This is a genomic window from Ovoidimarina sediminis (assembly GCF_032586175.1).
GTDB lineage: Bacteria > Pseudomonadota > Alphaproteobacteria > Rhodobacterales > Rhodobacteraceae > Ovoidimarina > Ovoidimarina sediminis.
Genome location: NZ_JAWHTE010000003.1, coordinates 58,965 through 70,658, shown reverse-complemented (window position 1 = coordinate 70,658; position 11,694 = coordinate 58,965). Strand labels below are relative to the sequence as shown.

Genomic DNA, 11,694 nt, shown 5'->3' with positions numbered 1-11,694 from the left:
TCTTCATTTTGGCGAAAATACTCATGGCCCGGGGTCTCAGCCCGCGTGTTCGGCCTGCTTCGGGGCGCCCGTGCCGCGAAGGGTGAACATGACCTCGTGGAGGTCGATCTCCGGCGCGCCGACGACCTCGTAGGCCGAGGCGATCGTCTTCGCCAGATCGCTGTCGCGGAAGCGGGCGAGCGCCTCGGGCGTTTCCCAGACCATGATGCCGCCGTAATGGTTCGGCTTCGAAAGCTTCAGGTAGTATTTCTGGATCAGGCCCGGGAAGGCCTCGTAGGCGGCGAAACGGTCATGGCAGGCGGCGATGGCATCGTCATGGGACAGGGCGGTTTCGAACTGGACGAACTGGATGATCATGGGTCTTGCTCCGGTTTGTGTTGCCGTCTGAGGGCAGGATGCAATGACCGGATGCGCAAGGAAATTCGGCGATTTCGCGATCTGAGTTTGCAAAAACGGACAGATGAGGCCAGGCTCCGCCCATGGCGCATGGACAGAGCCAACCCGCGACGCCGGCGGAAACGCTGGAATGGAACGATCTTTCGCTGATCCTCGCGATCTGCCGGGCGGAAAGCCTGTCGGGCGCCGCGCGGCGGCTTGGCCAGACCCACAGCACCGTCTTCCGGCGGATCAACGCGGTCGAGGAGAAGACCGGCGTGCGCTTCTTCGACCGGTTCCGCAAGGGATATGTGATGACCGATGCGGGGCGGGTGGCGATGGAACACGCCGAGCGGATCGAGGCGGAGGTTCTGGCGCTGGGCCGCGAGATCCTGGGCCGGGACACCGCGCTTCGGGGCCGGGTGCGGGTGACCTGCCCGGAGGCCTTCGCCGAAGAGCACGCGCCGGGGATCATCGCGTCCTTCTGTGCGGCCTATCCCGAGATCCAGGTCGATCTGTCGCCGGGGCACGGGGCGGTCGACCTGAACCGGCGCGAGGCGGAGGTGGCGATCCGGGCGACGAAGGCCCCGCCCGAGGCGAGTTTCGGGCGCCGGATCGGGGATTTCCGCTTCGCCTTCTATGCCACGCCGGCTTACCTGGAGGCGACGGCGGGGCAGCCCTTCGCGGCGCACCGCCTTTGCCTGATCGAGGGCACGGCCGCCTGGCTGGCGCCGCTTTTCTGGCCCACGCCGGAGGAGGGGGCGGCGCGCGCGGTGTTCCAGTGCCGCGCCTCGCGGGCGGTGCAGAATGCCTGTGCCATGGGGCTCGGCCTTGCCTTCCTGCCTTGCTACGTGGGCGATGCCGACATCCGGCTGGTGCGGGCCACCGGGCCGGTCCGGGAACTTGACATGGAGCTTTGGGTGCTGACCCATCCCGACCTGCGCGGCACGCGGCGGGTGCGAGCGCTGATGAGCCATTTCTACGAGGCGCTGGGGCGGGAGGCCGATCTCTGGGCCGGGCGGCGGCCGCAGCCGGGGGGCACCGATCTGCGCCCCGCGGGCTGAGCGCGGTCAGCAGTTCGGGATGTTGACCGCGAGCCCGCCGAGCGAGGTTTCCTTGTAGCGCTCGCTCATATCCGCGCCGGTCTGGCGCATGGTTTCGATGCAGGCATCGAACGGCACGAGATGGGTGCCGTCACCCCTGAGCGAGAGCGAGGCGGCCGAGACCGCCTTGATCGCGCCGAGCCCGTTGCGTTCGATGCAGGGCACCTGGACGAGGCCCTTCACCGGGTCGCATGTCATCCCGAGGTGGTGTTCGAGTGCGATCTCGGCGGCGTTTTCCACCTGTTCCGGTGTGCCGCCCATCACCGCCGCGAGCCCCGCCGCGGCCATGGCGGAGGCGGAGCCGACCTCGGCCTGGCAGCCGCATTCGGCGCCCGAGATCGAGGCGTTGTGCTTCACGAGCCCCGCGATGGCGGCGGCGGTGAGAAGGAATTCGCCCACCCGCGAGGGTTTCGCGTCGGGCACGTGATCGAGCCAGTAGCGGATCGTGGCCGGCACCACGCCCGCCGCGCCGTTGGTGGGCGCGGTGACGACCTGGCCGCCGGCGGCGTTTTCCTCGTTCACCGCCATGGCGTAGACGCTGATCCAGTCGTTGATCGTGTGGGGCGGGGTGAGGTTCTTGCCGCGTTCGGCCAGAAGCGCCTGGTGGATGCCCGGTGCGCGGCGGCGGACGTTGAGTCCGCCGGGCAGCGTGCCGCCGGTTTCGAGCCCCCGGTCGATGCAGGCCGACATCACCTGCCAGATCCGGGCGAGGCCGGCGTCGAGCGCGCCCTCGGTGATCCGCGACAGTTCGTTTTCGCGCTTCAGTTCGGCGATGGTGCGACCCGTGGTTTCGCACATCTCGAGCATCTCGACCGCCGATTTGAACGGGTAGGGGACGGGGGGGGCGTCATCGGTGTTGCGACCCGCAGACAGCTCGGCCTCCGTCATCACGAAGCCGCCGCCGACGGAATAGTAGGTTTCCGACAGGATCACGTCGCCCTGGGCATCGAGCGCCTCGATCACCATGCCATTCGCATGGCCCGGAAGCGGCGGGCCGAAATCGAAGGCCACGTCTTCCTTCGGGTCGAAGGCCAGGTCGGGCAGGCCGGAGGGGGCAATGCGATGCGTGTCGCGGATCTCGTCCAGCGCGCGTTCGCCTGCTTCGGCGTCGTAATCGTCGGGGCGGAAGCCCGCGAGCCCGAGAATCACAGCGCGGTCGGTGGCGTGGCCGATGCCGGTGAAGGCGAGCGACCCGTGGAGCCGCGCCCGGAGCCCGGCGGGCGTGAAAGGCGAGGCGCGCAAGGTATCGAGAAAGCGCGCGGCGGCCACCATGGGCCCCATGGTGTGGGACGACGACGGCCCGATCCCCACCTTGAACATCTCGAAAACCGACAGAAACATGTGTGTATCGCCTGTGTATCGCCTGTGTACCGCCCCGGCGCGCTGTTCGCGTGATGTGGGGCCGATCCTAGCGACAGTCCAGCCTGAAAGCGACGCTTTCGCCGCCGTTCGGGCCGTCACAATCCTGCCATGATCCTGCGCGAAGACGGCGGAGGGTGGCGGGTTTCGAAGCAGGACGCGCATCCATGACCCACGCCATAGCGCGCTTTCTTCCCCGCATGACGAGCGAGAGCCGGGCCGATGCCGGGCTGAACCTGGCCGTCTACGGGGCGGCGGCGATCGTCTGCGGGATCAGCCCGCCGGGGGCCTGTGCGATGCTTCTGGGCTGGGCGCTGTGGCGCAAGCGCCGGGCGGCGCGGGAGACGGGCGCGCGGGTTCTGTCGGTGGGCGGGCCGGTGTTTCAGGGGCTCGGCCTGTCGCTTCTGGTGGTGGCGGCGATGATCTTCGCCGTTCTGATGGCGCCCGAGCTTCCGGCCTATTCGAGCCCGATCCTGACCGAGGTGCTGCCGCCCATCGGCGGGTGAGATCAGATCGCCTCGGCCACCGTGATCACGTGGGTGAAGCAGAAGAAGTAGCCGCCCGATGCGACGAGGCGGGCCTGTTCGGCTTCCCAGGCCGCGATCTCCTCTTCCGGCATCGCGTTCCGGCTGCGGGCGAAGGCGGGCATCAGGATCGACATCATGCGGGCGAGCCCGTCGGGCCGGCCTTCGGTATCGACGAAGGTGACGGGGCGGCTTTCGACATGGCGGAGGCCTGCGTCGCGCAGGCGGGGGAGGAGGCCCGCGGGCACCGCGCGGTCGGCGAAATGGCCGTCCCAGGCGTCGACCATCGCCTGCATGCGGGCGGGGCTGTCGGAGTGCCAGGCGAGCGTGTCGAAATGCATATCCCCGATCACCAGCCGCCCGCCCGGTTTCAGCACGCGGCGGCATTCGGCCAGCGCGGGGGAGAGATCGCCGAGGTATTCGAAGACCTGGACCGAGACGATGCCGTCGAAGGTTGCGTCGTCGAACGGCAGGGCGTCGGCCGCGGCGATCCGGGTGGTGACGTTCGGGAGACCTTCGCAGGTGGCGCGCGCCCTTTCCAGCATGTCCTCGCTGAGGTCGATGCCGGTGACGTGGCCGTCGGGCCCGACCGCGCCCGAGAGCTCGGCCAGCATGAGCCCGGTGCCGCAGCCGATATCGAGGAGCCGCGCTCCCGGCGTGGGCTGAAGCGCCGCGATATTGGCGTGGCGGCGGCGCACGAAATCGCGGCCGCGATAGGCGCGTTCGAGGATCGCGGCGGTTTCCGCGTCGAATTCGATCATGACTGTCCCTCCGTTGTGCCGGATCTGCGCTTCTGCACATCCCAGAAGCTGCATTTGTGCACTCGCCCTCAGCCGGGGCTTTCCCTATAACCGGCGCGACCAACGCGGAGCCGACCTGATGACCAAGCCCCTGTCCCCCATCGATACAGCAAAATTCGTCGCGGCCAAACGGGCCTGCGATTACGTGGAGTCGGGCATGCGCGTCGGGCTGGGCACGGGATCGACGGCGGCCTGGCTGGTGCGGAGCCTGGGCGAGATGGTGCGGGATGACGGGCTGGACATCGTCGGCGTGCCGACCTCGACCCGCACCGCCGAGCTTGCGCGGCAGGTGGGGATCAAGGTGACGACGCTGGACGAGGCCAAGTGGCTTGACGTGACGATCGACGGAGCGGACGAGTTCGACGCGGAACTGAACCTGATCAAGGGCGGGGGCGGGGCGCTTCTGCAGGAGAAGATCGTCGCCACGGCATCGGACCAGATGATCGTGATCGCGGACAAGACGAAGCAGGTGGAGACGCTGGGCGCCTTCCCGCTTCCGGTCGAGGTGGTGCCGTTCGGCTGGCAGACGACGAAGGCGCTGATCGAGGAGACGCTCGCCTCGCTCGACGTTCTTGGCGACAGTTCGACGATCCGGATGAACGGCGACGCGCCCTTCGTGACCGACGAGGGGAACTATATCCTCGACCTGCACCTGGGCCGGATCGGCAATGCGCGGCAGTTCGGGATCGTGATCAACCAGATCCCCGGCGTCGTCGAGAACGGCCTGTTCATCGATATCTGCGATGTGGTGGTGATCGGCCATGGCGACGGGCGGGTCGAGGTGAAGGACATCACCAAGGGCACGACCGAGGAAAGCGTGATCGAGTTCGTGGATACCGAGAACCTGTTCAGCGACCTGTCGGACTGAGGCCATGGCATTCGATTTCGATCTTTTCGTGATTGGCGGCGGCTCGGGCGGGGTGCGGGCGGCGCGGACGGCGGCGGCGACGGGCGCGAAGGTCGCCGTGGCGGAAGAAAGCCGGATGGGCGGCACCTGCGTGATCCGGGGCTGCGTGCCGAAGAAGCTGATGGTGTTCGCGTCGGAATTCGGGGCCGAGGCGGCGCTTGCGCGGGATTACGGCTGGTCGGCCGAGCCCGGGGAATTCGACTGGAAGCGGTTTCAGACCCACCTGAAGGGCGAGCTTGACCGGCTGGAAGAGGTGTATCGCAGCCTTCTGAAGCAATCCGATGTCACGATCCATGACAGCCGCGCCAGGGTGACCGGCCCGCAGGAGGTGGCGCTGGCCGATGGCACGACGGTGACGGCCAAGACCATCCTCGTGGCAACCGGCGGGCGCCCCGTGCGGCCCGATATCGCCTGTTCGGATCTTGGCATCGTGTCGGACGACATCTTCGGGCTGAAGACCCTGCCGAAATCGATCCTGATCATCGGGGGCGGGTATATCGCCTGCGAATTCGCCTGCATCCTGAACGGGCTGGGCGTCGAGGTGACGCAGTATTACCGGGGCGCGCAGATCCTGCGCGGCTTCGACGACGAGGCACGCGGCCTTGTCGCGGAAGCCATGCGCGAGCGGGGGATCAACCTGCATCTCGGCACCAATATCGTCGAGATGGCGCGGGCCGAAGATCGCTGGGAGGGCCCGGTTCCGACCGCGAGCGACGCGGCGATGAGCCAGGCGCTGAAAGGCGCCGCCTCGCCCCTGGCCCGGAGAGAGGGCGGGGCGCACCGGCCGGGCGAGGCCGGGCCGATCTGGGTGAAGGGCACGAACGGGCAGCAGGACGTTTATGACCAGGTGCTGTTCGCCACCGGCCGGACGCCGAACACGGAAGGCATGGGGCTTCAGGATGTCGGCGTGAAGGTGAACCGGCGCGGGGCGATCGAGGTCGACGCGTATTCGCAGACCGCGGTGCCCTCGATCTATGCGATCGGCGACGTGACCGACCGGATCCAGCTGACCCCTGTCGCGATCCGCGAGGGGATGGCCTTCACCGAAACCGTGTTCAAGAACAACCCCACCGCGCCCGATCACGAACTTGTGGCCTCGGCCGTCTTCACCCAGCCCGAGCTTGGCACCGTGGGGATGACGGAGGAGCAGGCGCGCGAGCAGGAACCGGTCGAAATCTATTGCACCTCGTTCCGCCCCATGCGATCCGCCTTCGCAGGACGCCCGGACCGTGTTCTGATGAAGCTGATCGTTTCGCAGGCCTCGCAGAAGGTGCTGGGATGCCAGATCGTCGCGCCCGGTGCCGGAGAAATGATCCAGCTCGCCGGAATTGCCGTTAAGATGGGGGCAACGAAAGAGGACTTTGACAGGACGGTTGCCGTTCACCCGACGATTTCGGAAGAGCTGGTAACGATGAAGACCCCGATGCGCACCGCTTGAAAATAGCGCGGAAGCACACAGGTAGCACACCAAACGATGATCCGACCCGAAAAGGAAAGACACCCATATGGCCGGAAATAATGGCGGACCCTGGGGCGGCGGCCCTCGCGGCGGCGGCGGAGGCGGCGACGACGATCGCCGTGGCGGAGGCGGGCGCAGGCCCGGTGGAGACGGCCCGCAGATCCCTGAAATCGACGAGATCGTGAAGAAGGGGCAGGAGCAGCTCAAGGTTCTGATGGGCGGCCGCGGCGGCCGGCCGAACGGGCCGGGCGGCGGATCGGGCGGCCCGGGCTTTTCCAAGGGCACGGTGGTTCTGGGGGTGATCGCGGCGGTCGGCGTCTGGGCGTTTTCGTCCTTCTACACCGTCCGGCCGGAAGAACAGTCGGTCGAACTGTTCCTGGGCGAGTTCAGTTCGATCGGGAACCCGGGCCTCAACTTCGCGCCCTGGCCGGTCGTCACCTACGAGGTTCTGCCGGTCACGCGCGAACAATCCGAGGATATCGGCGTGTCGCGCGCCGGAGGCCGCGGCGGCGACGGGCTGATGCTGACGACCGACGAGAACATCGTCGACATCGATTTCCAGGTGGTGTGGAACATTTCCGACCCGGCGAAATACCTGTTCAACCTGCGCGACGGGCCGCAGACCGTGCGCGCCGTGTCGGAATCGGCGATGCGCGAGATCATCGCGCAGTCGGAACTCGCGCCGATCCTGAACCGCGACCGGGGCCAGATCGAACAGGATGCGTTCGACCTGATCCAGACCACGCTTGACGGGTACGATTCAGGCATCAACATCGTCCGGGTGAACCTCGACAAGGCCGACCCGCCTTCGGCGGTGATCGACGCCTTCCGCGAGGTGCAGGCGGCGGAACAGGAACGCGACCGGCTGGAACGCCAGGCGGATGCCTATGCCAACCGGGTGCTCGCGGGCGCCCGCGGTGAGGCGGCGCAGGTTCTGGAAGAGGCCGAGGGCTATCGCGCCCAGGTGGTGAACGAAGCCCAGGGTGAGGCCTCGCGCTTCCTGGCGGTTCTGGCCGAATACGAACAGGCGCCGGACGTGACGCGGAAGCGTCTTTACCTTGAAACGCTGGAGCGTGTGCTGGGGTCGGTCGACAAGATCATCCTCGACGAAAATGCCGGCGGCGGATCGGGGCAGGGCGTCGTGCCCTATCTGCCTCTGAACGAGCTGCGCCGGTCGCAGCCGTCCTCGGGAGCGAACTGACATGAAACGTGCAGGCTATATCATCCCCGTTCTCGTGGTGCTCGTCGCCGTGGCGCTGTCGTCGATCTTCATCGTCGACGAACGCGAAAAGGCGCTGGTGCTGCAATTCGGACAGATCAAGCAGGTGAAGGAAGAGCCGGGGCTTGGCTTCAAGATCCCGCTCATCCAGGAGGTCGTGCGCTATGACGACCGGATCCTGTCGCTTGACACGCCGCCGATCGAAGTCACCCCGTCGGATGACCGGCGGCTTGTGGTGGATGCTTTCGCGCGCTACCGGATCGCCGATGTCGTGCAGTTCCGGCAAGCGGTGGGTGCCCTGGGCATCCGCGCGGCGGAAGACCGTCTGGCCTCGATCCTGACCACCCAGACCCGGGCGGTTCTGGGTGCGGAAGGCGTGACCTCGAACACGATCCTGTCGCAGGACCGGGCCGAACTGATGATCCGGATCCGCAACCAGAGCCAGGCCCGTGCGCGGGCGCTGGGCCTCGACGTGGTGGACGTGCGGCTGAAGCAGACGAACCTTCCCGAACAGAACCTCGACGCCACCTTCGCGCGGATGCGCGCGGAACGCGAACGCGAGGCGGCGGACGAGATCGCGCGCGGCGAGGAAGCGGCCCAGCGGGTGCGCGCCCAGGCCGACCGGACGGTGGTGGAGCTTGTCTCCGAAGCGCGTCGGGAAAGCGAGATCATCCGCGGTGAGGCGGATGCGGAACGGAACAGCATTTTCGCCGAAGCCTTTACCTCGGACCCGGATTTCTTCGAGTTCTACCGCTCGATGACGGCCTATGAGCGCGCGCTTCTGGGCGAGAATTCCACCCTGGTGATCACGCCCGACAGCGAGTTCTTCGATTTCTTCGGGGGCTCTGGTGCGAATTCGGCGGCCCGCCGGGCGCGGTCGGTGACCGCGGGGTCGGGCGCCGAGGCGCCGGCAGAGGCGGAGGTGACCGAAGGCACCGGCGGTTCCGACGCATCGGATGCTGGCGACGCGCCGGTCGTCAGCCAGTAAGCCATGGGCTGGATCCTGCTTGGCGCGGGTCTGGTCCTCGTGATCGAGGGGCTGGTGTTCGCACTGGCCCCTTCGCGTCTGGAAGAGGCGCTTGAGGCGCTGAAGCAGGTGCCGCCCGAGGCCCGCCGCCTGCTTGGCCTTGCCGCGGTGGCGCTGGGCGTCCTTCTCGTCTGGCTGGCGCGGCAGGCCGGTATCTGACCGCCGCCGTCCCCCCCTTCATTTTGGCAAAAATACTCCGGGGGGCCGCCCGGCACGGGCGGCGGGGCGGAGCCCCAAAAGGGGCCCCGCAGGGGCCGGTCAGTTGCCTTCGAGCGGCGGCACTGTCCGCAAGTAGAGGATCAACGCGGCCACATCGTCTTCGGTCATCCGGGCGAAGTGGTGATAGGGCATGGGCGGCAGCATCTCGGACCCGTCGGGCCGGCGGCCTTCGGTGATCATCGCCGCGATCTCGGCATCCGAATAGCCGGCGAGCCCGTCCGGGCCGTTGGTGATGTTGGCCGCGACCGAGATGCCCCAGGGCCCCTCGAATTCGTAACCGCCGCCGCCGAAATTGTTCTCCCAGTCCGGGCCCTTGCCCGGCAAGAGCGAATGGCATTCGGTGCAATGGGCCACGGGCCCGGCGAGATAGGCGCCGTATTCCACCGTGCGCCCGCGCGGCACCTCTGCCACGCTGTCGACCGGCGGGCCCCAGTTGGGCGGCAGCGGGAAGGGATAGACGGCGGGCGTGAATTCCGTCTCCACCGCCGGGACGCTGCGCAGATAGGCCACGATCGCCGCGAGATCGCCGTCGGAGAGATGCCGGTAGCCGTGGATCGGCATGGGCGGCCCGATCACCGAGCCGTCGGGCCGGATGCCTTCGCGAATCGCGCGGGCGAGTTCCGCATCGCTCCACTGGCCGACGCGGCCGCCGGGGGTGATGTTGTGGGCCGGGATCTCGAGCCCGGCATCGACCAGCACCCAGCCGCTCAGGGGCGCCGCATCGGGGCCCTTCGGCGAATGGCAGTTGCCGCAGCCCGCCGGGCCCTCGACCAGATATGCGCCGCGTTCGAGCGGTGTTTCGGCCCCGGCCGGCAGCCCGGCCATTGCCGCGGCAAGCCCTGCCGCGATCAGTATTCTCTTCATATGTCCCTCGTCGTCATCGTGTTTTTGTGTGTGACGTTCGATCACTCTAGCACGAAGCGGGGCGCATGGATCTTTTTCTGCGCATCCGCCGGCCGCCCGCAGGATCGGGCGCCGGGCACGGGCCGCGCAATGAACTGCGACATGCGATGCAACAAAAACCGTGCTACGCTCACAACCGGTTGAGCAAATGTCAGCAAGTGTTGCGTTGCGGCACCGGGCATCTATCTAGACAAGAGACCTGCAGCGCCCCCCTGCGCAGTCCCGGGGGCCACAAACCCGAAAAGGAGCAAGCAGTGAAGACACAGGCACTCGCCATCCCACGGGGCACCCCTTCGCCCCTGGCGGCGTTCTGGGCGCTCGTGGTGGGGTTCGCCCTCCTGATTGCGCAAGCCCTCGCCGTAGAGGCCCAAAGCCGCCCGAACACCTTCGCCGATCTCGCCGAGAAAGTGAGCCCGGCGGTGGTGAACATCACCACATCGACGACCGTGGCCGCCGGCGCCGGCGGACCGCAGCCGATCGTGCCCGAAGGTTCGCCCTTCGAGGATTTCTTCCGCGATTTCCTGGATCGCAACGATGACGGCCAGCGCCGTCCGCGCCGCAGCCAGGCACTTGGCTCTGGCTTCGTGATCTCGGAAGACGGCTATATCGTCACGAACAACCACGTGATCCAGGGCGCCGACGAGATTCTGATCGAGTTCTTCGAAGGCGGAGAGCTTGAGGCGGAGATCATCGGCACCGATCCGAACACCGACCTTGCGCTTCTGAAGGTCGCCGCAGACGAACCGCTGGCCTTCGTGCCCTGGGGCGATTCGGAAGAATCGCGCGTGGGCGACTGGGTGATGGCCATGGGCAACCCGCTTGGGCAGGGCTTCTCGGTGTCTGCCGGGATCGTTTCGGCCCGGGGCCGGGCGCTGTCGGGCACCTATGACGATTACATCCAGACCGACGCGGCCATCAACCGCGGCAACTCGGGCGGCCCGCTCTTTAACATGCGGGGCGAGGTGATCGGGGTGAACACCGCGATCCTGTCACCCAATGGCGGATCGATCGGCATCGGCTTTGCGATGTCGAGCCGGGTGGCGCAGAACGTGATCGCCCAGCTCGAGGAATACGGCGAAACCCGGCGTGGCTGGCTTGGCGTGCGGATCCAGGATGTCTCTGACGACGTGGCCGAGGCGATCGGACTTGAGAGCACCGCGGGCGCGCTTGTGACCGACGTGCCGGAAGGCCCGGCGGCGGATGCGGGCATCGAACAGGGCGACGTGATCCTGTCCTTCGACGGCCGCGACGTGGCCGATACCCGCGAGCTTGTCCGCCGCGTCGGCAATGCCGAGGTGGGCAAGGCGGTGCGCGTGCGTGTCTGGCGCGACGGGGAAACCCAGACGCTGATGGTGACGCTTGGCCGCCGCGAGGATGCCGAACGGGCGATCCCGGCCTCGGCGCCGGCCAACGAGGAGCCCGCGACGCGCGAGATCCTGGGCCTGTCGATTTCGACCATGACCGACGAGCTGCGCGAGCAGCTTGGCCTTGGGGCGACTGACGAGGGCCTCGTGGTGGAAGACGTGGCCGAAGACAGCGAGGCCTTCGAGAAGGGCCTGCGCCCCGGTGACGTGATCACCGAAGCGGGGCAGCAGCCGGTGGCGACCATCGCCGATCTGGAAGACCGGATCGACGGGGCGCGGGAGGCGGGGCGGAAATCGCTTCTGCTGCTCGTGCGCCGGGCCGGAGACCCGCGCTTCGTGGCGCTGTCGCTCGACGAGGGCTGAGGCAAGACGGACGGTTCTGGCAGAGAGCCTTTTACGGACACGGGCGCGCCTTCGGGGGCGCCCGTTCTCGTT

13 protein-coding genes are annotated in these 11,694 nt (G+C 67.6%); 9 read left to right on the top strand and 4 right to left on the bottom strand.

Going from position 1 to position 11,694, the window contains the following annotated elements:
• Positions 1–36: 36 nt before the first annotated feature.
• Positions 37–357: a hypothetical protein gene (locus RXV90_RS04890; protein WP_316647268.1), complete on the bottom strand. Its 321-nt coding sequence runs from the start codon at positions 355–357 to the stop codon at positions 37–39.
• 122 nt (positions 358–479) lie between these two features.
• On the opposite strand from RXV90_RS04890, the gene RXV90_RS04885 reads away from it, so the two are divergent.
• Positions 480–1,439 (top strand): LysR family transcriptional regulator, encoded by a 960-nt coding sequence (locus tag RXV90_RS04885; protein WP_316647267.1) that lies wholly within the window; start codon positions 480–482, stop codon positions 1,437–1,439.
• Between the two features lie 6 nt (positions 1,440–1,445).
• On the opposite strand, the gene RXV90_RS04880 is transcribed toward RXV90_RS04885, so the two are convergent.
• On the bottom strand, positions 1,446–2,819 hold the full coding sequence (locus tag RXV90_RS04880; protein ID WP_316647266.1) for an L-serine ammonia-lyase: 1,374 nt from the start codon (positions 2,817–2,819) through the stop codon (positions 1,446–1,448).
• Between the two features lie 185 nt (positions 2,820–3,004).
• Here RXV90_RS04880 and RXV90_RS04875 point away from each other — a divergent pair, with 185 nt between their 5' ends.
• A complete protein-coding gene (locus RXV90_RS04875) occupies positions 3,005–3,343 on the top strand; it encodes a hypothetical protein (RefSeq protein WP_316647265.1) in 339 nt (112 codons plus the stop codon).
• 2 nt (positions 3,344–3,345) lie between these two features.
• Here the strand turns inward: RXV90_RS04875 and RXV90_RS04870 are convergent, their stop codons facing one another.
• Entirely contained in the window at positions 3,346–4,122 is a 777-nt protein-coding gene (locus RXV90_RS04870; protein WP_316647263.1) for a methyltransferase domain-containing protein, read from the bottom strand.
• A 118-nt stretch (positions 4,123–4,240) separates the two neighbouring features.
• Between RXV90_RS04870 and rpiA the strand changes: the two genes are divergently transcribed.
• The 6 genes from rpiA to RXV90_RS04840 all read left to right on the top strand — a co-directional run bounded on the left by rpiA (position 4,241) and on the right by RXV90_RS04840 (position 8,932).
• Positions 4,241–5,029, top strand: a complete 789-nt coding sequence (rpiA, locus tag RXV90_RS04865) for a ribose-5-phosphate isomerase RpiA (protein ID WP_316647262.1) — start codon at positions 4,241–4,243, stop codon at positions 5,027–5,029.
• Between the two features lie 4 nt (positions 5,030–5,033).
• Positions 5,034–6,506 carry an FAD-dependent oxidoreductase gene (locus RXV90_RS04860; RefSeq protein WP_316647261.1) on the top strand — a complete coding sequence of 491 codons (1,473 nt, stop codon included), beginning with the start codon at positions 5,034–5,036 and terminating at the stop codon, positions 6,504–6,506.
• An 80-nt stretch (positions 6,507–6,586) separates the two neighbouring features.
• Positions 6,587–6,712 (top strand): hypothetical protein, encoded by a 126-nt coding sequence (locus RXV90_RS04855; protein WP_316647260.1) that lies wholly within the window; start codon positions 6,587–6,589, stop codon positions 6,710–6,712.
• Positions 6,709–7,728 carry an FtsH protease activity modulator HflK gene (hflK, locus tag RXV90_RS04850; RefSeq protein WP_316647259.1) on the top strand — a complete coding sequence of 340 codons (1,020 nt, stop codon included), beginning with the start codon at positions 6,709–6,711 and terminating at the stop codon, positions 7,726–7,728. Before RXV90_RS04855 ends, hflK begins: the two co-directional genes overlap by 4 nt.
• A gap of 1 nt (position 7,729) precedes the next feature.
• Entirely contained in the window at positions 7,730–8,734 is a 1,005-nt protein-coding gene (gene hflC / locus RXV90_RS04845; protein WP_316647258.1) for a protease modulator HflC, read from the top strand.
• 3 nt (positions 8,735–8,737) lie between these two features.
• Positions 8,738–8,932: a DUF2065 domain-containing protein gene (locus RXV90_RS04840; RefSeq protein ID WP_316647257.1), complete on the top strand. Its 195-nt coding sequence runs from the start codon at positions 8,738–8,740 to the stop codon at positions 8,930–8,932.
• 99 nt (positions 8,933–9,031) lie between these two features.
• Here RXV90_RS04840 and RXV90_RS04835 read toward each other — a convergent pair whose 3' ends face one another.
• Positions 9,032–9,856, bottom strand: coding sequence for a c-type cytochrome (locus RXV90_RS04835; protein WP_316647256.1), 825 nt, complete (start codon positions 9,854–9,856; stop codon positions 9,032–9,034).
• 293 nt (positions 9,857–10,149) lie between these two features.
• On the opposite strand from RXV90_RS04835, the gene RXV90_RS04830 reads away from it, so the two are divergent.
• Positions 10,150–11,622 carry a DegQ family serine endoprotease gene (locus tag RXV90_RS04830; protein WP_410482345.1) on the top strand — a complete coding sequence of 491 codons (1,473 nt, stop codon included), beginning with the start codon at positions 10,150–10,152 and terminating at the stop codon, positions 11,620–11,622.
• Positions 11,623–11,694 lie beyond the last annotated feature (72 nt).